A 22,988-nucleotide genomic window follows, 5' to 3' on the forward strand; every position below is an offset into this window, starting at 1 on the left:
GCTCTTTTTTTAAGCTGCGTGAGCTTGTTCTTTTTTCATTTTTTTGTTTTTCATGTACCCAATGCCTACAACTGCAATAGTTAAGATAACTTGAACAGCGAGATGTAAAGCTGTGCTTGGAACAAATCCGCCGATAATTTTATCTTCAACAATCATTTTTCCAGCAGACCATGCAAGCATCGCCGCTCCAGCGTAAATGATAATCGGAAATTTTTCCATTGCTTTCATAATAAAGCTGCTTCCCCAAATAATAATCGGAATTGAAATTAATACACCAATCATAATCGGGACAAATTCGTGAGCTACACCTGCTAGAGCTAATACATTATCTAATGACATGACCGCATCTGCGATAATGATCGTTTTAACCGCGCTCCATACCGTTGCTCCACCTTGAGGATTGTCGCCGTGATCGTGATTGTCCGCTAATAATTTATATGCAATCCATACTAGCATCAAACCGCCGACCGCTCCGATTAATGGTATTTTCAATAAAGGGACAATAATAGCCGCAAATAATAATCGAAGACCAATCGCGCCGCCTGTTCCAATTAAAATCGCTCTTTTTTGTAAATCTTTTGGTACGTTACGAGCCGCCATTGCAATAACAATTGCGTTATCCCCGCTTAAAATTAAATCAAGAAAAATAATTTGCAGCAAACCTTGCACTGATACGCCAATTAGTTCCTCCATAGTTACCTCCACCTTCTCTTTTTATGTAACGTTTCTCCTCTAAATGTCCGAGTCTTTTCCTCCTTTTTTATAATTGAATACAAAAAAGACCCTTACCAAATAAGCGGTAAAGGTCTTGCTAACAACATAATGTCGCCAACAAAGCCGAGAGATAATCTCTGTAATGACGACTTTGCTGTTAAAGCTACTCCCCTTTAGGAGATACGTTCAATTATTTGTTTGTATTTACACCACTTATACTATAGCATCTCCTACATTCTGTCAATCGTTTTTTATGCAAAGCGGTTGTCAACGCTTTCTCTTTCAATCAATTCATAGTTAGAAAGTGTAAGCTTTTCAACTGCTTCTCCGTTGACTAGCTTAATAATTCGCTGTGCCCCCATTTGTCCCGCTTCTTTATAGTAATATTTTACGGTTGTTAAGCTAGGATGAATCACACCTGTAATTTCGTAGCCTCCAAAGCCGGTAATGGATACATCTTCCGGAACGCGCAGTCCGTTTAGATAAGCTGCCTTTAACGTACCAAGCGCAATGTTATCGGTAGCACATACAATGATGGACGGATTAAATTCTTTCATCACAGCCGTAGCAGCCCCGATTGCATCGCTCATGTTAAAACTTGTTTGATAACAGCGGATCTCGCAATCTCTGTCTTTAAGACCTTGCCTTACTCCTTCTTTTCGCTTTACACCTACAGCTATGTCTTTTTCGGTTACGCCTAAAAAAGCGATTTTTTTATGTCCTTTTTCTCCTATGTACCTTCCAATGTCCCATGCAGCCTCGTAGTCTTGGTGAATTAAACTGTGGACTTCTTCATGCTGTTGTCCAATTAGCAAAACGGGAATTGAAATTGTGCGGAACGCTTCCAAATGAGCTTTTGTGATTTGAACGGCAAGAAGAATAATACCTGCTACCTTCTGCTTAGCCAGCGTATAGATATTTTCAATTTCTCTTTCTAAATCTTGATTAGAATTGGAAATAATCATTTGATAGTGGTGGTCTCTAAGTTCTTGGTCAATACCATCTAATGTGCGGGAAGTCGCAAAAGAACCCATGCGCGGAACAATTACACCAATGATGTTTGTTTTTTTTGCTTTTAAGCTTTGAGCAAAAGCATTTGGGCTATAGTTTGTTTCTTTAATAATCTCTTCGATTTTTCGTTTTGTCGCATCGCTCACAGACCCTCCGTTAAGGTAGCGGGATACAGTGCTTTTTGCTACTCCTGCAAGCCGAGCGATATCTGCAATAGTTGTCATTCTCTCATCTCCGTATTTTGTTGCTGTTTCTTTCACAGTATACACGAATATCGCGTGCATATTAAGTAACTGCTTTACTTTTTGCTCCATGAGCGGTATGATAACCTAAATGTGGATAACCATTATCCATATTGTACACATAAAGCAGGAGATGATATTTTTGCATATGAAAACAGGCGTTGAGCAATCGGTGTATGCCATTTTGCTCCTTACGTTTTTACCTGAAAAAGCTGTGTTGCCAGGAGATGTCATCAGCTCTCAGCTTGGGGGCTCGCCTACGTATTTTCAAAAGCTTCTTCGCAAGCTGGTTAGCGCTGATTTACTTGCTTCCGTTCCTGGTAGCAAAGGTGGATTTCGCTTAAAAAAAACGCCGGAAGAAATTCGTATTTATGACGTATACGTAGCCATTGAAGGTAAGCAGTCTCTTTACTCATCAAGCGGTATTTTTCACGACATGCTTAACTTAAAAGACAAAGATATTTGCTTATTATCCGATTTAATGGAAGAAGCCGAATCTTCGTGGCAGTCTATCTTGAAACGGCAAACCATTGCTACGCTCACAAGTGAAATTAACAAAAAATGTCCGAAAGAAAACCTGGACATGTTAAAAGCAACAGTAGAAGGAAAAATGGTGCTGTAGCACCCAAAGGAGATCACCATGGAAAACTTAAATAGATATTTTGATTTATTCGATCAATCACGTACAACCGTACAAGCATTTGAAGAATTAGTAGGGCTTTTTTCAGACGATATCGTATTTGTCTTAAACGGCCACGAAAAGCAAGGCATTGAAAACTGGAAGCTGTTTGTGAAAATGGTGTTTAAAGAAAATGCTGATATTAAGCATATGTTCGAAGGCTGGAAAGCAGTTGAAGGTACAGATAAGTTTGAAACGCCTTGGGCAGTATGCGGAAAACGTGCGTCTGGCAGCGTCTTTACTCAAACGGGAAAAGATATTGCTAAGCTAGATGACAGCGGAAAAATCAGCTACTTAGAAAACATACCTGACGATACGAACATGTTTGATACGTATAAAAACTAATATAAAAAAGAAGGGCTCTTCTAGCCCTTCTTTTTTTACGGAGCAAATCCCTCTTGAGAAAGATAAATCATCGAAGAAGGATAAAATTTTTCAAAATAACGAATGGCTTTGACATGAATGTCTTTGTCATACCAGTCTAGGAAACCGTACTTCTCAAATAGTTCCGGCATCCCTAGCCTTTTAGACGTTTTACCTAAGGAACCGTCTCCTAAGTACAAGGTATCAATGCAAATTCGGTCCATCATTCCTTCTATTTTTTTAGGAAATTCAGGCGTAAAAGGAAGCATTGGAGCAATGGTTAATTGCGTTGAAATTCCGCTTTCTTTTACTTTTTTTAACGCGTTCATACGAAGTTTCATCCCCGGAGCATAAGGAGAAAAAATTTGTTTTACATCTTCTCGGTCCGTTTCAACAGTCATCGATACACGAAGATCACATACGTTTTGAAGCTGTAAAAGCAAATCAATATCTCTCGTCACAAGGGGCGACCTTGTTTGAATCAATAAAAAATCAGGCGGATGATTGATCATCGTTTCTAAAAGGGCCCGTGTGATGCCTGCTTTGCGTTCAGCCGGCTGATAGGGATCTGTCGCTGAAGACATAAAGATGCGCACCGGCTGCTCTTTTTTTCGCAGTTTTTGTATTTCTTTTTGATAGACTTCAGCTGCGTTGACTTTAAGCTCTAGCCATGTCCCCCACTCTATCTCTTTAAAACGCTGAATTGGCAGCTCTCGCACGTAGCAAAATTTGCAGGAAAATACACATCCAGCATACGGATTTAAACTATGAGTATAACCAGATGCTAAAAAGCCGGTCGCTTTTGTTAAAATACTTCTCGAAATGACGTCTTTTTCGTTCATCTTTCTCACCTCTTTGTTCAAAAATTATATCAAGCTTATAAATGAAAAAACTACTTTCCTGATGGAAAGTAGTCCTATATGTTTTCAACTCATCAACTTTGGTTTTCTTTCTTTTCACTTGTCGTTTCAAGTAAAGAGGTTAAATATGAATTTAACTCAAATTGGTCCTTTTCAATAAAATCAGATAATACCGGCTGCTCTTCTTTTCTCATCTTTCTCCACTCCTTTTGTTTTTTATGTATGTGTTTTCATTCATCAATGGATAAAAGTAATGTACTTAACTCTACCCGTATTAAAACAAAAATAATCATGGTATTTTATACTATTTTTTAATTTATGCACGTTTTATTTGTATATTTTTTACAATATCACGCACATTAATAGCAAGATTAGCAAACGTATATATTTCACTATGCAACATGAGAGGAATTTCATCATGACGATTAACAAATCAAACGATTGTTCTAGTCTAGCTGAAGTAGTTGACCGCATCTTAGATAAAGGCGTGGTAATTGACGTATTCGCTCGTATTTCCGTTATTGGTATTGAATTAATTACCATCGAAGCTCGAATCGTTATTGCCAGTGTGGACACATGGCTGAGGTATGCCGAGGCAGTTCGGCTGCTTCATAATGAAAGAGAAGATTTTCTTTCTTCGAATAACGGCGGAAAAAAACTTGAACAGCTAAACCTTTTACAAGATTTAGATTTATAAACTCATAAAGGTGGATTAGAGAAGTGAAAGTAGCCGAAATCATGGAATCCGTGACTGATTTTTTTAAAGACCACGTTGCTCCTCCTCACCGAATTATTTCGTATGAATCGATTCAAAATGGAGGATGGAAAATAACACTTGAGGCATTTGAAGAACAGGAGTATATGAGGCGCTATGCAAAAGATGAACTGCTTGGTATCTATGAAGTGCTGGTCAATAAGCAGCATAACATCACGTCTTTTTCACGCACCAGCCTGCGCTATCGAAGCTCTCCAGTAGAGAAATAAGCTGATTATTTTAATGGAAAGGAATGAAACAGAAATCAATGAGTGAAGAAACAGGCATTTATATTTTTTGCAGTATTCCCGCCACTGAGGGGCATACGTTTGGCAGCGTCACGATTGATCAGCAAGAAAGAGCTACTTTTACCATTCATTACCGAGATGCAGCTATAGTGGCTGCTGCCTTTCCTCTTAAAATTTATCATCCTACAAAAGAGAACGTCACAGCGCACCAGCAGGTGATTTCCAAAGTAATGAATGAGCATGATTCGGTCATTCCAATCAGCTTTGGCAACGTGTTTCATAGTCAGCAAGATGTTGAAATGCTGTTAGAAAACTTATATCCACAGTTCGCCTCTCTTTTCCCACAGTTAAAAGGAAAAATAGAAGTCGGACTAAAAGTAATTGGGAAACCGGACTGGCTGAAACAAAAAGTGAATCAAGATTCTTCTTTGCAGCAAGTACGAAACCAGCGTTCTGCCAGTGCCGATTTTTATAAACAAATTGCGCACGGAGAAACAGCTCAGAAATTCTTTTTAAAGCTTCAGCACGACTGTAAAAAAGAGCTGTATCAACATTTAGAACCGATAGCTGAAGCGTCGAGACTCAACCCTCCTATTGTCGAAACAATGCTTTTGAACGCTTCTTTTTTAATTGACCGAGAAAAAGAAGCAGCGTTTGATGAACGTGTAAATAACCTGTATGAAAAATGGAAGCACAAAGCCGATTTTAAATATTCCGGACCGTGGGCTGCTTATAACTTTATTAATATTCAACTAAAAGTAGAAGAGAATGTATGATTCATAAACTGCTGCTGTCTCCTGTTACGCTCATTGTAAAAGTCGGACAGAAAATCAAGGAAGAAGCGGATAAAGAACTTTACGATGTCTCTTTTATTCAGCAAAAAATCGTTCATCTTCAAATGATGTATGAGCTTGGAGAAATACCAGAAGATGCATATATGGAAAAAGAAAAAGAACTGCTGCTGAGATATGAAGCTGCAAAGGAATATGAATTAAAAAGATGGGAATCAATGACGAAGAAACAAAAGTGAGGTTAAAAGATGGAAAAGCTCATTTATTTATATGGTCTAGTTCCAACCGAAGAAGCTAAGGAAATGCCCTTTCCTTCACTTGAAGGCATGGATCAGAACAACCCTATCTATGCTCTTTACTGTGATGACATTACCGCATTTGTATGCGACTTGCCAAGCGATGAGTATTCGGAAGAAATGCTGAAAGAAAAGATCGAGCACGATATGAAATGGCTGCAGGACAAAGCTATGCATCACCATGAGATTCTTCTTTTCTTACAAAGTCACTACACGCTTCTTCCCATGAAATTTTGTACGGTCTACAAAAGCAAGGATAGCTGTCAAAAAAGTATTGCTGATAACAAACAAAAAAACCTCTCTTCTCTTCAGCTTTTAAAAAGATCTGAAGAATGGAATATAAAAGTATATGCCCATACGAATTCTTTAAAGAACTATCTGCTAACGAATAATGAAACGATCCAAAAGAAAAAAGAAGAAATAAATACGCTGCCTCCAGGCAGGCAGTTTTTTGAACGTAAAAAGATAGAAAGGCTGATCGAAGAAGAAACAGAAAAAGAACAGCTGTCGCTTTGTGATCACTTGCACAGTGAGATAAGCCCCTACGCCGCTTACCACACAATCAAAAATAACTGGAGTCAAAAAATAACCGGCGAGAGCTACAGCATGTGTTGGAACAGCATCTACCTTCTTTCAAAGAACAATGTAGAATCGTTTTTAAAAGCCATTAGCGACAAGCAAACGTTTTATAGTGAAATGGGACTGAACATCGAAGTAACGGGACCATGGCCTGCTTATCATATCGACACTCTGCGCTCGGAGAAAGATGCGGGATGACATCGCTGCGAAAACAAACGCTGGAGCAAAAGGACATCGCCCTCATTGATATATTAGATGTGATCCTCGATAAAGGAATTGCCATTAAAGGTGATTTATTGATTTCAATTGCCGGAATTGATTTAGTCTATCTTGATTTGCGGGTATTGATTTCTTCTGTAGAAACGCTGATAGGCTCTCATGATCGTCAAATCATTTCTTCTCAGCAGCTTGAACAGGAAACGGAGGCGTTGCGAAATGGAAAATAACCTCAAACGAAACGGCCGCATTGAGCTGAGTGCGGAAAATGCTGAACAAGGCCTAGCGCAGCTTGTTTTAACAGTCATTGAATTACTGCGGCAGCTCATTGAAAAACATGCGATTCGCCGAGTCGACAGCGGAAACCTGACGGACGCTCAAATCGAAGACCTGGGCGTGGCGTTGATGAAGTTAGAGAACAAAATGGAGGAGCTAAAATCAGTGTTTAACTTTACAAATGAAGATTTAAATATTGATCTAGGTCCCCTAGGAAAAGTGCTATAACAAGGAGTGAAAAAATGGCGGCGGAACATAACGGGCATCTGGGCACCATTGTAGAAGTATTGGAAAAAGTATTAGATAAAGGTCTTGTTATTGCTGGAGATATTAAAGTGCAAATTGCTGATGTTGAACTCTTAACAATCAAAATCCGGCTGCTTGTCGCTTCTATTGATAAAGCAAGAGAAATTGGCATGGACTGGTGGGAAACAGACCCTTACCTATGTTCAAAAGCAAATCAGTCTTATCAAAAACTCCAGGCGGAAAATGACAGTTTAACGCAGCAAGTCGCATCTTTAACGCAGCGAATTCAAGATGATTTGCTTTCGCTTGATTAACAGCTCACTTTATATAAGGAGGAATAACAAACATGAATCCTGAACAAAAATCTACGCTGTCTCCTATTTCACAAGAGCAGCAAAGCCCCGATACTCAGCTAACGGAAAAAGAAGAGCGTATGCCGGAGTATACGCATACTTCGCTTAATCCAGATTCATAGAACCAAAAGAGAAATGCTTCGGCATTTCTCTTTTTAATGTTTCTATACTTTTCTTCATTACTCATGACATTGAAACAAATGGAGGTAAATACAATGAACATAGCGAATGAGTACCATTATCTATCAATGACAAAGGAGAACGAGCATGAAGAAAAAAGCATTTGGAGTAGTCTATGCTCTTTTAACGCTGTTCATTTTAGGTGCCTGCAGTACCGAAGACGTTGTGACAAATAATTCAGATCCAAAAGTTTCTGTTTCTACTACAGTTAAACCGCTGACGAAAAAAGAATTTAGTGAAGTTGGAACATCAGGGTTAACAAGCTCTTCAAAAAAAGATTTTCACAAAGTACATATGATCCTTACTTTACGCGGCACGGATTACCTGTCGAATATTCAAGTTAAGCTACCTAACTATAAAGAAGCTTTTAATAACATCAAAGACGATCAGCAAATAAGATATTGGTTTGGCAGCGGTGCAGATAAAGAGCAAGAAAATAAAAACATCTATACAAGAGAATTTTTCCTTTATACGAAAGGCTTAACCGATAAGCAAATTAAAGAAATTTTATCAGCAGCTAAGGTAAAAACGTCCTGGGTGGTAAAGGATACAAAAGCGAAGGATCAATCTGAATTTGCTGCTGGTAAAAACATAAAATTTGAAGCAAAATGAGAAATGCACCAATTAGCAAAAGCCCCCTTTATTAAAAGAGGGCTTTCTCTTATTATATGAAGAACGACTACCTTGTCACCTGCAGCTAAAGGTTTGGATTTGAGGCCTGACTTTGAGAATGCAGCATATTTTCTAAGCTATCTATCCGTTATAAACGCTAGCGCATGTTCCGGGCTTTGGCTCGTAGTAACAGTGATTTTTGTATTGACCAGAAGCGGGTTGACCGTACCAGGTTGGAGGGCATGGAGCGGATGGATTAAAGTACCACAGTGCATATTTCCCCGGGTGTTCTCTCCAATAATCCAAATTCTTTTTGGCTAACCTTTTTTCAACACCTCTTGCTCTTTGATAAAATACGTTTCCTTTTTGAACAGCTTCGAACGAATAGTTGCCTCCCTGTACCTGATAAATAACTTGCGGAACGGATCTTAAATTCTTGAAATCTAAACAGTTTGCTTTAAGACGATTTACAATGACATTTCCAACATACAGCATTCCTTGTTTTCCTTCGCCTTCAGCTTCTGCTCTCATCATCCTTGCCATTAAAGCAACGTCTGAATCTCGATAATTTACTCTTGGCATTTTTTCACCCCAAAAATATACTATGAAAAAAGGACGCTCTTGATGTCACTGTCCCTAAAATAACAATAGCTGGATGTTAAATACACGCTGAGCACACTGACACTGCAGAAAGAATTTTTATTACGAAAAGCTTATTCTTTTTCATAATAAAGCTGAGCAATTTGCCCGTACTGTTTTATATCGGTAAGCTTCAAGTTCATTTCGGGAATTCCTCGTTTAAACAGCGGAATACCAGCCCCAAGCAAAACGGGAATGATCGATATAATAAATTCATCCACCCTCTTTTCTGTTAAGAAATCAGCGAGAATGTCAGCGCCTCCCACCAGCCATATTTTTTTAGTTTCTTGACTGAGGTTGTTGAGAAATGACGCCACGCTTTCGTTTATAAACTCGACATATTGATCTTTTCCTTGAGCTGAGCGGCTAAACACGTAGCACTTTTTATCGAGATACGGAAACTCAGGTGTGAGCTTCAGCACGTGGTCGTACGTAGCTTTTCCCATAACGACCGCATCACACGTTTGATAAAAATCTTCGTAGCCATTGTCTCCCTCTCCTTCTGCGCTTTCCAGCCAGTCAATCTCTCCGTTTTCTCTTGCAATATATCCGTCTAAGCTTGCCGCAATATATACGACGATTTTTTTCTTCATTCCCTTTTCTCCTTTCAACTTTACTGTTTCTGTATGATATCATCTTAATACGACACTTTTTGTCATATTAAAAGAAAAAGGTGAAAATAAATGGCTAAGTCTAGACGGCTTGTTGATATGCTCATGTTTATTAATACAAAAAGAACGTTTACGGCAAAAGAACTAGCGGAGGAATTTGGTCTTTCTGTGCGGACCATCCAGCGCTATTTACTGGACTTAAGTGAATTAGGACTGCCTCTTTACAGTGAAAAAGGACGGAGCGGCGGCTATAGAGTGCTAAAAAATCGTATTCTCCCTCCTATTTTGTTTACAGAAGAAGAAGCTATTTCTATCTTTTTTGCTTATCAAGCTCTGCAGTATTATCATGACCTTCCGTTTGATGCAGAAATTCATGCGGCTCTTCAAAAATTTTATGTTTACCTATCTGAGGAAACAAAGAAAAAAGCAGATAAAATGAGTGCTCATATTGCGTTTTGGAATCCTAAAAGAAACCTTGACACTCCTTATTTAAAAGCGCTTTTAGAAGCAAGCCTTGCAGGAAAATATATTGAATTTCTTTATGATTCAAAGGAGGGTCAAACAAGAAAAGAAGTCAAACCCCTTGGAATTTATGCTCATAACGGTTTATGGTACTGTCCTGCTTATTCTTACAATAAGCAAAAAGTATTATTGTTTCGAGCGGATCGTATTCGCTCGTTAAAAGTTTTAGAAAAAGACAAAAATATGTCTCTTACATTAAAGGAATGGCTTGAAACAGAACCGGTAAACTCACAGCCAATTTCGTTAAAAGTAACCTTGACACACGAAGGCGTTCGTCAGTGTAAAAGCGTTCCATGGCTTGAAAATCATGTGAAGGTGGCGCGTGATGGAAATGGGTACATCGATACAATAACTGATGGAAATGAATTAAACTACATGGCTTCTTTTTTCTATACCTTAGGGGCTCATGCTTTTATTGAAGAACCTCAGGAGCTAATTAAAAAGATCTGCTGTCACGCAGAAGAAACGTTAAGGCGCTATAAAAATGAAGTGGGGACAAAAGACGAATAAATGGGAGAAATGAATTTCGTATGGCTTGCATGTGACACCGCGGTTGATTGGAGTCTTCAACTTGCCCTCCAATCAACCGCTACAAGTCACTAAATAGATGAAATCTACGTTTACTCTACCAATAAAAAGATCCGAACGATTCATCGTTCGGATCTTCCTTCAACCAACTAAACTACTTTTATCCTAGCCTCTTTTTAATTTACCCAGCCCACACGTCTTTTGCGTATCGGCCTTTTTCTTCTAGCTGCTGCAGCCATAAGCGAGCGTCTGCTTCACTCACTTGGTGAACGTCAGCATAGCTTTTCATAAGCGTTGCTTCAACGGCAGGTGCCATTTGGCTTCCGTCTCCGCAAATATAGAAGTGCGCTCCTTGATCAAGAAGTTCAATCAATTTCTTGCCGTCTTGTTCCATTACGTGCTGAACGTATGTTTTCGGCTGATTTGGCATGAGAGAAAAAGCGGTATGAAGCGTAATGATGCCTTCGCTTTGGGCGTTTTCAAGCTCTTCTTGATACAGATAGTCTTCATGAGGTGAACGGCAGCCGAAGTATAAATGTGCTTCTCCAAGTGATTGTCCTTGTTCTTTTAGCTGTTTGCGAGCCTGCACAAAGCCTCTAAACGGCGCGACGCCTGTTCCCGGTCCGACCATGATAAGCGGCGTTTCAGGGTCTTTTGGCAGCGTAAATTCTGACTGCGGTGTGGAAATAAAGCACGTAATCGTATCTCCTTCTTGCAGCTCGGCAAGATAGTTCGACGCAATTCCTTTATATTCTCCATATCCGCTCCACGCTTCTCCTGAGACAACGCTGACCGTGATGCTTGCTTGTTTTTCATCGACACGAGGTGATGAAGAAATCGAGTAATAGCGCGGGCGTATGCTTGGCAGAAGGGCGATAAATTCGCTGAATTCCATTTCACACGCCGGGTATTTTTCAAGCAGTTCAAGCATTGTTAAACGTTTTGCCAGCACTTGTTCTTTGTACGCTTGCTTTTCAAGCAAGGCTTCAAGCTCTACTTTATGCGGCGGGCAGACCGTTTTAGCAGCCATTGCGCGAAGCTGCGTGCGCGTAACAGGATCTTGAAGCTCCACGTATTGCAGAAGCTCTTCTACGGATACTGTTTTAGCGAGTGGCAAATGAGCTAATTTTTCTTCTTCTGCTTCCAGACGGATTTGCTGTGATGCATCTAGGCCGAACCTTGCTGTTACACGGTTTACTATTCCTTCATAGTTGCGAGGAATAATACCTAAATGATCTCCTTCTTGATAAGAAGCTTCTTTTGGAAGTTCAATTTCAAGGTGTCGCGTGCTTCGTGCACTGCCTGGCTGTTGAAGTTCTTTGCTTGCTACGACGTTCGTTGAAAACGCACCGTGCATTTTTGCAAGCGGCATATCCGCGGCGCTGTCGACAAATTGAAGTGAAAGAGTAGATTTATTATCTTCACTGTTTTCAATGTCGAGGTTAAAGTAGGCTGCTACGTCACTCCACATATGTTCACGCCATTCTTCATATGTGCCTTCAAAGTCGTCGCTTGCATCTGCTTCACCGCGGTCAGCGATGCTTTCTGCCCCTTTAGCGGCAAGGGTTTCATCGATAAAAGCAGGCACTTTTTGATACGTAGTAGCCCAGTTTTTATCGCCGCATCCAAATACGGAGTAGCGAACGCCTTTTACTTCATCAGCAGACGCTTGGTCTAACCAGTCGACAAATTGCTTTGCGTTATCAGGCGGATGTCCGTTATAAGACGCCGTTACAATTAATACAGCTCCTTCGCGCGGAAGATTTCCGGCGTGTGAATCAAGGGTAGCGACCTGCGGTGCAAATCCTTTGCTCATCGCAATATCTGCTAAATCACGCGCCGTTCCTTCAGCTGTTCCCATATTTGAACCGTATAGCACAAGCAGCGGCGTATTATGAGCGTTTTCTGCCTTTTTGCGTACTTTTTTAGCAGACTGTTCAGTGCTAGGTGAAGGAATACCGCCAAGCGGAATTTTTTTCGATTTTGCTTTTACCACAAAGCCTTCAGGTTTTAACGTTAAAGTTTCTTTAATATCCAGCTCGTAGTTTGTATGATCTTCAAAGTCAAAGTGTTTTAGCATCATACCAAGTACCAGCGTTGCTTCATGAAGAGCGAACTGCTGACCGATACACGCACGCTGACCGTTTCCAAACGGTTTAAACGCATGCTGCGGAATCGCACTTGGATTTTCAAAACGCTCTGGACGGAACTCTTCCACATCGTCTCCCCAAATTGTTTTATCACGGTGAAGCTGAGGAATCAGAACCATTAGTTCGTCGCCTTTTTCTAAAGGATATTCTCTTCCAAGCACCGTATCTTCTTTTGCATATAGGGAAAACGCAGGAGCAGTTGGCCATAAGCGCAGCGCTTCGTTTAAGACCATGCCGACATATTTAAGCTGTTTGACTTGTTTGTAGCTTGGAACAGGATCTACTAGAACTCGGGCTGCTTCTTCTGCTGCTTTTTGTAATACATGTGGATTTTCCACTAAGAAATACAGCGCAAATGATAAAAGACCGCTTGTTGTTTCGTGTCCCGCAATTAAGAATGTAATAATTTGATAGCGAATGTTCTCGTCGTCAAGCGGCTCACCTGTTTCTGGATCTTTTCCGTTTAGCATATGCGTTAATAAATCATCGCTTTGTTCACCGCTTGCTTTGCGATCTGCAATAATTTTATCTACTAGGTCGTTCATCGCCTTGATATCTTCTTGAAACTGGCGCTTGTTTTCATCATAAGCTGGGTCGTCTGGATTTGCTCGCTGCAGCTTGTTCATTGCTTCATCCAGTGCACGGACCATACTTGTAATAAATGGATGAGGCTGATCTCGGTAAAAGCTGTTAAAGCGATAGTTAAAGCCGCAAAGACCAATTGTATCAAGCGTTAAACGTGTCATATCTTCGGGTACTTCAATATGCTCATCTGCATTTAGACGCTCCCACTTTTGAACAAGCTGCACGGCGATATCGACCATCATCGCATGATAGCCTTTCATTGCCTGCTGACTGAAGCTTGGAAGTAAGATATTATGCGCTTTTTTCCAATTTTTTTCGTGCGTCCAGCTTGTAAATAACCCGTCTCCTGCAAAATCACGTACAAATTTAAGCGCTTGACTTAAGTTTTTATCAAAGCGTGATTCATCGCATGCTTCTTTAATTAGACGCTGACTTGATAAGTAGCGCGTTACACGACCAGGCGCCTCGAATTTAAAGATTTCTCCTAATTCATCCGCAATTTTCATCAAAGCTTGAACCGGTTTATCTGTGTTTAATAACGGTAAATTTTTAAGCTCTCCAAACGTTTTTGGCTGAGGCATTTCTTTAATTTTCATGTTATCCCTCTTTCACTTGTTAAGTTTCATGATTGTCTGCTAAGTGCTGCCCACAGACTCTCTTCTATACCGGTAAGAAGTTCATCAGTTAAAGATAAGTAGTCATTTTCAATCATTTCATATACTTCCATGAAACTTCCAAATAAAATAGCAATTAGCGCATTTTCAGGAAGATTTCTAATCACACCTTGCTTTTGTCCTTCTCTGAAGAACGTACAAACAAATTCCACCAGCTTTTGATATGCTAAGCGGCTCTCTTCCGTTAAAAAAGTTCCTTGGCTATGAGTTTTAATAAATCCAAGAGCACGAGGATGGTTTTTAGTAAATGTCACCATACCTTCAAAGATATGATGAAACCCATCTCGGTATCCATCTCTCTCGTTTGCCAGACCGCTTTCAATGCACTGTAAAAACTCTTTTATGTGCTGTTGGAATAATTCATTTACAAGGCTTTCTTTATTTTTAAAGTAGCGATAAATTGTTCCTGCTCCTACTTTGGCATTCTCTGCAATCATTGGCATCGTGGTTGCATCAAATCCTCTTTCTGCAAACAGCAGAAGTGAAGCAGAAAAAATCGCTTTTTGTTTTGTTGGAGTAGATTCCACTTTATCACCTCTTTTCAAAAACGGAATGAACGTTCATTCCGCTACAATTACAAGTATAAAAAACTGCATCTTAATAGTAAAAAGATAACTAGAAAAGGGGAAAGAAAAGGTTCTTTCATTCTAATTTTCTACCATTTAAAGGTAATTAACAGAGTCTTTCAGAATCTTTAGTGCTTACAGAAAATTAGTCCACTTATCCCCTCTATTAACATAATTTAGCACAACTTATTAAGGACAGAAGTTTAAAGAAAAAGCAACGTGGAAATAGAAAAGAGTTACACAAGGCGTAAAGGAGGATTAAAAATGAATCAAGCAAGAATTATAGAATACGAAGAAATGCTTCGCTCAGCCATCCTTTCTAATAACATAGAGCTATTAGAAGAATTACTTTCAGATGAGCTTATTTTTGTGAATCACCTTGGGCAATGGTTGTCAAAAGAAGAAGATATAAATGTTCATCGTTCAAAAAGTCTTGATATAGCGGGCATGGAAGTGTTGGAACAAGAAGTTAAACTGTTTCAAGAACTTGCCGTTACCGTTACAAAAGTAGCGTTAAATGGGGCACTGGCAACCGGTGAATCTATTGGAGGTGAATACAGTTATACGCGAGTTTGGAAAGATGTTGAAGGGAAATTAAAGGTTGTTTCTTGTCACTGCAGTTCTAGCGCATAATCAACGCAGTCACAACAAAAAACATCCCTCCTTTCGTTTGCATTCGCCAAGGGGGATGTTTTTTTACTAGTTAAAAAATTTTCTTCCTGTCTCTGTCATCTTTTAAAATCTCCACGGCCTCGCGGAACCGCTGTGAGTGAACAATCTCTCTTTCTCGTAAAAATCGTAAGCTGTCGTTTAAATCGGGATCATCTGATATATCAATTAACCATTGATATGTAGCTCTTGCTTTTTCTTCTGCAGCTATGTCTTCATACAGATCTGCAATCGGATCTCCTTTTGCCTGTATATAAGTAGCTGTAAACGGAACCCCAGCAGCATTATTGTAATAAAGTGCACTATCATGGTTCACATAGTGTTCTGCTAATCCCGCTGCCTTCAGCTGCTCTGGCGTTGCATCTTTTGTTAGCTTATAAATCATCGTAGCAATCATTTCAAGATGAGCAAACTCTTCTGTCCCGATATCGTTTAGCAGTCCAACCACTTTATCGGGAATCGTATAGCGCTGATTCAAATACCGAAGTGCTGCCGCAAGCTCTCCGTCCGCTCCCCCGTATTGTTCCATTAAATATTTGGCAAGCGTTGGATTACACGTGCTTACTTTCACTGGATACTGTAATTTCTTTTCATACACCCACATATAGCTCCCGCCTTTATCTGCTTATATTTGCCATGGCCAAGGGCTTGTTCCCCAGCTCCACTTTCCGTCGGTATAGCTGTTTCCATATTGCTGGAGCGGCCCGTACTTTGTTTCAAAGTTTCTTTTTAACTGCATAGCCTGCTGCGCGTATTCGTTAAACTGCTGCATAGCCTGCTGGTCATTTGGATGGGTATCTAAATACAGCGTTAATTCTACTAGTGCAAAATCAATCGCCTGTATTTCTTCTAAATCCTGATAGTACTCCGGAGGTAGATTTTTCATTCTTCATCCCTCTTCTTATCTTTGTATGGATTTTCATAGTAGTCCCAAAAAGCCGGCCACAGCGTTCCTTTTTTTAGGGCTTCTTTCGGTGAAAACTGCTGCAGATTCGGCGGCTGAAATCCCATGTATAATTGAGGCGGCGTAGAATAATATTTAACTCCTATCGGCCGGCAAGGATCATAGATACTGTGGAAAGGTTGATAAGTCTTAACCGGTGTAAACATCTTTTTTGGATTGTTATCCATGAGAAGTCCTCCTCTAACAAACACACTCTGTTTAATCCTATTCAGCTTTTATCGAGTTCATGAAGGAATTTACTCCCGACTTAGGAACTAAACTTTTCTTCGTAAAAAAGACCTATATAAAAAACGCTATAATTGCCCAATCCCTTTAGGCAGCTTTCTCATACTTTATAAAATAGTGATAAAAAATAGAGGTGATTAAAAAATGGACATTAGCTACATGGATTTTTATTTGCACCCGACAAGATTTCCTGGACCTCAACTCCCGCCCGGTCCACCTAGACCACCAGGCGGTTTGCCTACACCTAACCCGCAGCAAGCTCCAACTTCCCCTCCGCCGGCATTTATTCCAGCTCAACAAATGGCAACTCCATTTGCTGTTGATCCAGGAGCTATTTCTCTATGTCTCTTCCGCAATACGTTCATATGGCTTAGAAACGGCTCTAGCTTCTGGTATTTTCCTATTTTTGTAGGACCGCGATCCGTTGCAGGATTTAGATGGAACGGACGTTTCTGGACCATTTTCGGTGTGGATACACGACAAATTGTTTCGTTTACGTGTTTTTAAACGTAAAAAAAGCCTTATTTTTCAATAAGGCTTTTTTACTTACTAACTGCGATTACACTATTGTTTTTATTCCAAAACCAATCAGCAGCACTCCGCTGCATCGTTGAAAGGCTTTTTGAAACACCGGTTTTTTAAGCCATTTTTTCACGTAATCTATTACATACACCAAAATTAAAAACCATCCTACTGCTATAAGCGTCAGAATAAAACCGAGTATCAGCAGCTGTTGATTTGTGTGTGCATCCAAGTTAATAAACTGTGGCATAAACGTAATATAAACTAATACTGTTTTAGGATTAAGAAAATTACTAAGAGCCCCTTGCATATATGATTCTCTATAGCTGCGATTAGATGAAGACTTTCCAGTTTTTGTTTCTTCTGAAATGGCCTCTAATGAGAGCGTATTTTTGGTCAGAAATATTCTGATACCTAAGTAAAATAAGTACGCTGCCCCTATGTATTTAATCGTGTTAAACAGGTACACCGACTGAGCGATAGCAACAGATAAGCCAAGCACAGCAATGAACGTCCAAAACGTGAGGCCTGTAGCCATGCCGAGTATGGTAAAACGTCCTGCTTTTGCTCCGTGATGAAGCGTATTTTTCATGATAAGAATTGTATCAGCACCAGGTATCATGGACATGACCAATGCCATCAGCATATAAGCAGCTAAATGATCCACAGCTCTTCTCTCCCTTCTAAGCTATTACTAGCATCCTGTTTTCTTTTCACTTTCAAAGATTTTCATGTATTGTTTTGGTGTTAGCCCAACCTGACTTTTAAAAAATCGAGTCAAATGACTTTGATCACTGAATCCCGTTAAAAAAGATACGTCAATCGGTTTTTTCCCTTGCTCTAGCAGCTTTTTAGCCTGATTGATTCGAATTGTTTCCAAGTAGCTATATGGAGAAATTCCTTTTTGCTTTGTAAAAGAGCGCAGCAGCCGGTATTTGCTCCATCCAATTAGCTGACTTAACTCATCCAGCGTAATCTTGTTTGTATAGTTGTCTTCCAAATAGCTGCAGATTGTTGTGATTTCATGGGACGTGTCAACGGCTGACGAAAGAAAAGAAAGATTTGAATGATCCTGCATGAGTTCTTCTAGCAAATATAAAAATAACTCTTCTTTCTTAAACTCCCGTTCACCATTTAAAATTTGCAAATGAAGCTCTTTTAAACTAGAGACAGCATCACTTCTTTGCACCACGCTGCTGTTAAAACGCGGAAGACTTTCACTGCCGTTAATGTCAAAAACAGCTTTTTTCATCACTTCTGGCGCCACATTAATACAGCGATAATCAAGCGTTTTGCCGTCTATTTGTTCACAGCTATGGACATCATACGGATTAAACAGCAGCAAATCTCCTGGATTAATGATGTATTCTTTGCCTTGGCAAATTAAATGGCGCTGACCTTCTTCAATAAATCCAATCACATAATACTCGTGAAAATGATTAGGAAATTTTTGCATAATCCCTTTAAAACGATAAGCTTCAATATGTAAATCGGCGTCAACGTGCGCCGTGCGAATTTCTTTTACCATCCATAAATTCCTCCTTGTCACATCCTAAGCTTTTTAACCATACCATTGACTCAAGAATTTTTCTTGTATGATATTGCAGATGAGACTTTTTTCCATTACTTTTATCCGTTCAGCTAGGGGTGGTACTAATCACTCTTAAGAGTGATTTCTCTTCTTTCCTCTAGTAATTTTCCGCTCAAATGATAAAATATAGACACATTTTATGGACGAAAGAAGGGATACCGTGAAATATAGACAAATTAAATGGCTGATTTTGCTTCTTCCAACTCTGACCATCGCGCTTTGGGAGTATGTTCGCCATGCCTTTTTGCTCCCTTACATCTCAATGGATATGGGAAATGTGCTTTCTCCGCTCCTTGTCTTTTTTGTAACGCTTGTGTTTGTCCGCTATTTATTTTCTATTTTAGAAAAAATACAAGAGGAGCTAAGACAAGAAAAAGAAAAGAAAGCAGCACTTATTGAACGTGAAAAATTAGCTCGTGAACTGCATGACGGCATTGCGCAGTCGCTGTTTCTCCTATCTGTTAAAATGAACAAGTTCGGAAGAAAAAACAACTTAGAGCAGGATTCTGATTTTATACGAATGAAACAAACTCTGCAGCATGTGCATGACGATACGCGCCAAGCGATTACAAATTTAAAGCACTCTCCTTCAGACTCTTCAGAAAGCTGGACCGAAAGTATTCATCAATACGTCGATGATTTAACACATACTCATTTACTAGATGTAAATTTAGATTGGAGACTGTCAGAAACAACGCTGTCGAGAAAAGAAAAAAATGAGCTGTTTGCCTGTGTGAAAGAAGCTGCTATGAACGTCATTAAACATGCCAAAACAAATAAAATCTGGATTACAGCCACTGAAACGGCTGGCGGATGGATTTGTGAAATTACAGATTTCGGTACAGGTTTTACGTCCGACTCTCTCAAGTCCGGTCTTGGTTTGCAAATTATGAAAGATCGTGCGAAGGACATGAACTGGGACTTTTCCATTGAGCGAAAACAGAACCAAACCATTGTTAGCATTAAAAAGGGGGTTATGTAAATGCAGCCGTTTCGTATTTTGATTGTAGATGATCATGCTCATGCGAGAGAAGGCATTCGCGATATTTTAGAAGAATATGAAGATTTTATTATTGTTGGCGAAGGAACCAACGGGCAAGAAGCTATTGAGCTGACTGAAAAATTAATGCCCGATATCGTGTTAATGGATATTGGAATGCCTGTGATGGACGGCTTAGAAGCGACAAAACAAATTAAGCTTCAGTTTCCGTACGTTAAAATTGTGGTTATCACGGTTTCAGACGATATTACGGATTTATTTGATGCGCTGAAAAAAGGCGCACAGGGCTATTTGCTTAAAAATCTGCAGTCTGAAGTGTGGTACGACTATTTGCGTGCGTTCTCTTTAGATGAAGTTCCTATGTCAAAAGAAATTGCGTTTCAAATTTTAAAAGAGTTTCCGCAGGAAACATCGATTACAAAACCCGACACTCCCCTTTCTGCACGAGAGCTTGAAGTACTTCAATTAGTGGCTAAAGGACTGTCGAACCGCGATATCTCCGCGCAGTTATTTATTTCTGAACACACGGTAAAAAGCCATTTAAAAAATATTTTAAGCAAGCTTCATTTAGAAAACCGCGTGCAGCTGACAAGCTATGCGTTTCAAAATGGTTTAATGAACTAACAGCTTTCACAAGCTGTTTTTTTGTGTCTGGGTAGATGTGAAACATTCTATTTTTCTACAAATTATCTGAAAACTATAATGAAGTTATTAGCGACTGGATATTGAAAGTAAGAACGAATTCTTATAGGCTTTTTTAGAAGTAAGAATTAACATATAATAACTACCTGGGGGATGCTATGAATTTTTTAAGAGCGCTTTTCAAACGAAAATCTGTATGGTTTATTTTGATAGGAATCGCTGTTTTTGTCTACATAAACAATAGCTCTTTGTTGACAAAAAGAAGCGGACAGCCTCTCCTTCTTGCTCATAGAGGCGTAGCTCAAACGTTTAATATAAAAGGCCTTCAAAACGAAACGTGTACAGCGGAACGCATCTACAAACCTGAGCATTCTTTTTTAGAAAATACGATTCCTTCTATGAAACAAGCCTTTAAAGACGGAGCTGACATTGTCGAGCTAGACGTTCATATTACAAAAGACAATCAGTTTGCTGTGTTCCATGACTGGACTCTTGATTGCCGGACAAACGGAACAGGCGTAACACGGGATTACACGATGGCCGAATTAAAAAAGCTTGATATTGGGTACGGCTACACGGCAGATGGAGGAAAAACGCATCCTTTTCGCGGCAAAGGAGTCAACCTTATGCCTTCTCTAGACGAAGTGATGAAATACTTTCCGCACCAATCCTTTCTTATTCACGTGAAAAGCAATGATCCTGAAGAAGGAAAAAAACTAGCAAAGTATTTGTCACAACTCTCTAGAGAACGCTTAAAAACCATTACTGTGTACGGAGGAGACGAACCAATTGATTCGTTAAAAAAAGCGATGCCCCATCTAAAAGTTATGTCAAAAGCAACGATGAAATCTTGTCTTATTCCGTATATAGCAACAGGGTGGACCGGATACGTGCCTAAAGCATGTGAAAACACTGAACTACATATACCTGAAAAAATCGGACCTTTTCTGTGGGGATGGCCAAACCGCTTTTTAAACCGAATGGATCGTATCAATACCCGAACTGTTATTGTAGGCGGAAACGGAAGCGAATTTTCCACTGGATTTGATTCTGCCAAAGACATAAAACGCCTTCCGGATAACTATTCAGGTGGAATTTGGACAAATCGTATTGACCGTCTAGGCCCTTATTATAAAAAGAAATAAATGAAAAGCATCTGCCCTTTCTACGTGAAGCAGATGCTTTTTTATCAATTCCCTCCTCTTATAAGCCCCAACAATCACTCTCAGGGGTGATGGCTAATTCTCCCTTTCCTTCTATAATAAAAGCACGTTAGTTAGTAAAAAGGAGGAAAAAATGATGCAGGAAAAGCGCGAAGAATCAGCGAGTACAACTAAAAAAAGCACGGCGCGTTCTCAAGGTCTATACAAAGCCATATGGCGCTGGCATTTTTATGCAGGTTTAGTGTTTACTCCGTTTCTTCTTATATTAGCTGTTACTGGCGGGATGTATTTATTCAAGCCTCAAATTGAAGAAAGACTGTACCACGACTTGTATCATGTTCAAGCTCAATCACAGTCTACATCCCCTTCAGCGCAAGTGCAGGCTGTAAAGGAAAAGTATCCAGGCGCTGACGTATTGACGTATAAGCCCAGTGAGCGCTCCACTCGTTCTTCAGAAGTAGGAATCTCATTAAAAGACCATACATATACGATTTTTGTTAATCCTCACAATGGTCACATTGTAGGAAAACTGGATGATTCGCGTCGCTTAATGAATCAAATTGAAGAATTTCACGGAGAGCTAATGGCAGGAACAGCGGGTGATCGTATCGTAGAACTTGCGGCCTGCTGGGCGATTGTCTTAATTGTAACCGGTGCTTTTTTATGGTGGCCGCGCAAAAAAGACAAAATAAAAGGCGTGCTGATTCCTCGTTTTTCAAAAGGTAAAAACGTGCTTGCACGAGACCTTCATGCGGTACCAGCCTTTTGGATTTCAGCTGGTATGCTTTTTCTCGTACTAACGGGCCTTCCATGGTCAGGACTGTGGGGCAATTCGTTTCAGCAAATCGCCACAAACGCAGGCGTGGGGTACCCTCCGTCTATTTGGGTAGGCAGTGCCCCTCCTTCAACCGTACAAACAAAAGATGTAGCGGACGTGCCTTGGGGAGCTGAAATGTTAGAAGTTCCAAGCTCCACAGCTTCGCAATATACAAAAGTATCGCTTGATGACATTGTAGATATTGCAAAAGAACAGCATATGCACGACGGTTATACCATTTCTATTCCGCAAGAACCTCAAGGCGTGTATACGCTCTCTGTTTTTTCACCAAGAGCTCAGGATGAGGCAACCATTCACCTTGATCAATACACCGGCGCTGTGTTAGCTGATTATCGGTACGGCAACTATGGATTTATGGGAAAATTGATTGCACTTGGTATTACGCTTCATAAAGGTACGCAGTTTGGATTTATAAATCAGCTTATTGGCCTCATTATTTGTATCGGAATTGCTGGTATCGCCATCAGCGGAGCCTTACTGTGGTGGAAACGAAAACCAGCTAAAGACATACGCGCTCCTAAAGTTCCTGAAGGAAATGCAATGCGAATTGTGACGTGTATAATCGTGGTGTTTGGTCTCGTCTTTCCTTTAGTCGGACTGTCCTTAGTTATCGTGTGGCTTTTAGATTTCTTTGTCATCAAACGAATTCCAGCATTGAAGCGGTTTTTAAACGCATGAT

The 22,988-nt window shown here is 39.9% G+C and carries 31 protein-coding genes; 19 read left to right on the plus strand and 12 right to left on the minus strand.

Features of this window, described 5'->3' with window-relative positions:
• Positions 1-9: 9 nt before the first annotated feature.
• Both OK414_RS17270 and OK414_RS17275 read right to left on the minus strand, forming a co-directional pair.
• Positions 10-693 (minus strand): TerC family protein, encoded by a 684-nt coding sequence (locus OK414_RS17270; RefSeq protein WP_016764850.1) that lies wholly within the window; start codon positions 691-693, stop codon positions 10-12.
• A 272-nt stretch (positions 694-965) separates the two neighbouring features.
• On the minus strand, positions 966-1,949 hold the full coding sequence (locus tag OK414_RS17275; RefSeq protein ID WP_258356416.1) for a LacI family DNA-binding transcriptional regulator: 984 nt from the start codon (positions 1,947-1,949) through the stop codon (positions 966-968).
• A 160-nt stretch (positions 1,950-2,109) separates the two neighbouring features.
• On the opposite strand from OK414_RS17275, the gene OK414_RS17280 reads away from it, so the two are divergent.
• Positions 2,110-2,589 (plus strand): RrF2 family transcriptional regulator, encoded by a 480-nt coding sequence (locus OK414_RS17280; protein WP_016764852.1) that lies wholly within the window; start codon positions 2,110-2,112, stop codon positions 2,587-2,589.
• Between the two features lie 18 nt (positions 2,590-2,607).
• The gene (locus OK414_RS17285) at positions 2,608-2,991 is read left to right on the plus strand and encodes a nuclear transport factor 2 family protein (RefSeq protein WP_016764853.1); all 384 of its coding nucleotides are present in this window, start codon (positions 2,608-2,610) and stop codon (positions 2,989-2,991) included.
• Between the two features lie 35 nt (positions 2,992-3,026).
• On the opposite strand, the gene OK414_RS17290 is transcribed toward OK414_RS17285, so the two are convergent.
• Positions 3,027-3,851 (minus strand): SPL family radical SAM protein, encoded by an 825-nt coding sequence (locus OK414_RS17290; protein ID WP_263045244.1) that lies wholly within the window; start codon positions 3,849-3,851, stop codon positions 3,027-3,029.
• A gap of 436 nt (positions 3,852-4,287) precedes the next feature.
• Between OK414_RS17290 and gvpA the strand changes: the two genes are divergently transcribed.
• The 10 genes from gvpA (at position 4,288) to OK414_RS17340 (ending at position 8,420) form a co-directional block, all read left to right on the plus strand.
• Complete coding sequence (gvpA, locus tag OK414_RS17295; protein WP_013057921.1) at positions 4,288-4,566, plus strand: gas vesicle structural protein GvpA; 279 nt, start codon at positions 4,288-4,290, stop codon at positions 4,564-4,566.
• A gap of 23 nt (positions 4,567-4,589) precedes the next feature.
• Positions 4,590-4,853: a gas vesicle protein GvpO gene (locus tag OK414_RS17300; protein ID WP_263045245.1), complete on the plus strand. Its 264-nt coding sequence runs from the start codon at positions 4,590-4,592 to the stop codon at positions 4,851-4,853.
• Positions 4,854-4,876: 23 nt separating this feature from the next.
• Positions 4,877-5,647 carry a GvpL/GvpF family gas vesicle protein gene (locus tag OK414_RS17305; protein ID WP_263045246.1) on the plus strand — a complete coding sequence of 257 codons (771 nt, stop codon included), beginning with the start codon at positions 4,877-4,879 and terminating at the stop codon, positions 5,645-5,647.
• On the plus strand, positions 5,644-5,901 hold the full coding sequence (locus OK414_RS17310) for a gas vesicle protein GvpG (RefSeq protein ID WP_014459264.1): 258 nt from the start codon (positions 5,644-5,646) through the stop codon (positions 5,899-5,901). Before OK414_RS17305 ends, OK414_RS17310 begins: the two co-directional genes overlap by 4 nt.
• A gap of 9 nt (positions 5,902-5,910) precedes the next feature.
• A complete protein-coding gene (locus OK414_RS17315; protein WP_263045247.1) occupies positions 5,911-6,735 on the plus strand; it encodes a GvpL/GvpF family gas vesicle protein in 825 nt (274 codons plus the stop codon).
• Positions 6,732-6,983, plus strand: a complete 252-nt coding sequence (locus OK414_RS17320; RefSeq protein WP_013057926.1) for a gas vesicle protein — start codon at positions 6,732-6,734, stop codon at positions 6,981-6,983. Before OK414_RS17315 ends, OK414_RS17320 begins: the two co-directional genes overlap by 4 nt.
• Positions 6,973-7,257, plus strand: a complete 285-nt coding sequence (locus OK414_RS17325) for a gas vesicle protein K (RefSeq protein ID WP_013057927.1) — start codon at positions 6,973-6,975, stop codon at positions 7,255-7,257. The genes OK414_RS17320 and OK414_RS17325 overlap by 11 nt, the downstream gene beginning before the upstream one ends.
• A 14-nt stretch (positions 7,258-7,271) precedes the next feature.
• Positions 7,272-7,589, plus strand: a complete 318-nt coding sequence (locus OK414_RS17330) for a gas vesicle protein (RefSeq protein ID WP_016764858.1) — start codon at positions 7,272-7,274, stop codon at positions 7,587-7,589.
• Positions 7,590-7,621: 32 nt separating this feature from the next.
• Complete coding sequence (locus OK414_RS17335) at positions 7,622-7,750, plus strand: hypothetical protein (protein WP_013083966.1); 129 nt, start codon at positions 7,622-7,624, stop codon at positions 7,748-7,750.
• A gap of 145 nt (positions 7,751-7,895) precedes the next feature.
• The gene (locus OK414_RS17340; RefSeq protein ID WP_263045248.1) at positions 7,896-8,420 is read left to right on the plus strand and encodes a hypothetical protein; all 525 of its coding nucleotides are present in this window, start codon (positions 7,896-7,898) and stop codon (positions 8,418-8,420) included.
• Between the two features lie 141 nt (positions 8,421-8,561).
• Here the strand turns inward: OK414_RS17340 and OK414_RS17345 are convergent, their stop codons facing one another.
• The gene (locus tag OK414_RS17345) at positions 8,562-9,002 is read right to left on the minus strand and encodes a cell wall hydrolase (RefSeq protein WP_013083968.1); all 441 of its coding nucleotides are present in this window, start codon (positions 9,000-9,002) and stop codon (positions 8,562-8,564) included.
• Between the two features lie 131 nt (positions 9,003-9,133).
• Complete coding sequence (locus OK414_RS17350) at positions 9,134-9,652, minus strand: dihydrofolate reductase family protein (RefSeq protein ID WP_263045249.1); 519 nt, start codon at positions 9,650-9,652, stop codon at positions 9,134-9,136.
• A 90-nt stretch (positions 9,653-9,742) separates the two neighbouring features.
• On the opposite strand from OK414_RS17350, the gene OK414_RS17355 reads away from it, so the two are divergent.
• Positions 9,743-10,702, plus strand: coding sequence for a helix-turn-helix transcriptional regulator (locus OK414_RS17355; RefSeq protein ID WP_016764861.1), 960 nt, complete (start codon positions 9,743-9,745; stop codon positions 10,700-10,702).
• 199 nt (positions 10,703-10,901) lie between these two features.
• Here OK414_RS17355 and OK414_RS17360 read toward each other — a convergent pair whose 3' ends face one another.
• Together OK414_RS17360 and OK414_RS17365 are read right to left on the minus strand one after the other, a co-directional pair.
• Complete coding sequence (locus tag OK414_RS17360) at positions 10,902-14,051, minus strand: bifunctional cytochrome P450/NADPH--P450 reductase (protein WP_263045250.1); 3,150 nt, start codon at positions 14,049-14,051, stop codon at positions 10,902-10,904.
• Positions 14,052-14,077: 26 nt separating this feature from the next.
• Entirely contained in the window at positions 14,078-14,656 is a 579-nt protein-coding gene (locus OK414_RS17365; protein ID WP_263045251.1) for a TetR/AcrR family transcriptional regulator, read from the minus strand.
• Between the two features lie 303 nt (positions 14,657-14,959).
• Here OK414_RS17365 and OK414_RS17370 point away from each other — a divergent pair, with 303 nt between their 5' ends.
• A complete protein-coding gene (locus OK414_RS17370) occupies positions 14,960-15,328 on the plus strand; it encodes a nuclear transport factor 2 family protein (protein WP_263045252.1) in 369 nt (122 codons plus the stop codon).
• Between the two features lie 70 nt (positions 15,329-15,398).
• Here the strand turns inward: OK414_RS17370 and cotJC are convergent, their stop codons facing one another.
• Genes cotJC through OK414_RS17385 form a run of 3 tightly spaced genes read right to left on the minus strand, consistent with a single transcriptional unit; the run spans position 15,399 to position 16,495 of the window.
• Positions 15,399-15,968 (minus strand): spore coat protein CotJC, encoded by a 570-nt coding sequence (gene cotJC, locus OK414_RS17375; protein ID WP_013083974.1) that lies wholly within the window; start codon positions 15,966-15,968, stop codon positions 15,399-15,401.
• Positions 15,969-15,989: 21 nt separating this feature from the next.
• On the minus strand, positions 15,990-16,250 hold the full coding sequence (locus OK414_RS17380; RefSeq protein ID WP_013083975.1) for a spore coat protein CotJB: 261 nt from the start codon (positions 16,248-16,250) through the stop codon (positions 15,990-15,992).
• Entirely contained in the window at positions 16,247-16,495 is a 249-nt protein-coding gene (locus tag OK414_RS17385) for a spore coat associated protein CotJA (RefSeq protein ID WP_013057939.1), read from the minus strand. The genes OK414_RS17380 and OK414_RS17385 overlap by 4 nt, the downstream gene beginning before the upstream one ends.
• 202 nt (positions 16,496-16,697) lie before the next feature.
• Here OK414_RS17385 and OK414_RS17390 point away from each other — a divergent pair, with 202 nt between their 5' ends.
• On the plus strand, positions 16,698-17,060 hold the full coding sequence (locus OK414_RS17390; protein ID WP_263045253.1) for a transporter: 363 nt from the start codon (positions 16,698-16,700) through the stop codon (positions 17,058-17,060).
• 52 nt (positions 17,061-17,112) lie between these two features.
• Here OK414_RS17390 and OK414_RS17395 read toward each other — a convergent pair whose 3' ends face one another.
• Together OK414_RS17395 and OK414_RS17400 are read right to left on the minus strand one after the other, a co-directional pair.
• Positions 17,113-17,742: a LysE family translocator gene (locus OK414_RS17395; protein ID WP_263045254.1), complete on the minus strand. Its 630-nt coding sequence runs from the start codon at positions 17,740-17,742 to the stop codon at positions 17,113-17,115.
• A gap of 27 nt (positions 17,743-17,769) precedes the next feature.
• The gene (locus OK414_RS17400; RefSeq protein WP_263045255.1) at positions 17,770-18,603 is read right to left on the minus strand and encodes an AraC family transcriptional regulator; all 834 of its coding nucleotides are present in this window, start codon (positions 18,601-18,603) and stop codon (positions 17,770-17,772) included.
• A 223-nt stretch (positions 18,604-18,826) separates the two neighbouring features.
• Between OK414_RS17400 and OK414_RS17405 the strand changes: the two genes are divergently transcribed.
• The 4 genes from OK414_RS17405 (at position 18,827) to OK414_RS17420 (ending at position 22,987) form a co-directional block, all read left to right on the plus strand.
• On the plus strand, positions 18,827-19,648 hold the full coding sequence (locus tag OK414_RS17405) for a sensor histidine kinase (RefSeq protein ID WP_263045256.1): 822 nt from the start codon (positions 18,827-18,829) through the stop codon (positions 19,646-19,648).
• Positions 19,649-20,290, plus strand: a complete 642-nt coding sequence (locus OK414_RS17410) for a response regulator (RefSeq protein ID WP_263045257.1) — start codon at positions 19,649-19,651, stop codon at positions 20,288-20,290.
• Positions 20,291-20,466: 176 nt separating this feature from the next.
• Positions 20,467-21,453 (plus strand): glycerophosphodiester phosphodiesterase family protein, encoded by a 987-nt coding sequence (locus OK414_RS17415; protein ID WP_047931981.1) that lies wholly within the window; start codon positions 20,467-20,469, stop codon positions 21,451-21,453.
• Between the two features lie 151 nt (positions 21,454-21,604).
• Entirely contained in the window at positions 21,605-22,987 is a 1,383-nt protein-coding gene (locus tag OK414_RS17420) for a PepSY-associated TM helix domain-containing protein (RefSeq protein ID WP_263045258.1), read from the plus strand.
• The last annotated feature ends 1 nt before the right edge of the window (position 22,988 follow it).

It is taken from the genome of Priestia sp. JV24, from assembly GCF_025910025.1.
Lineage (GTDB): Bacteria > Bacillota > Bacilli > Bacillales > Bacillaceae_H > Priestia > Priestia megaterium.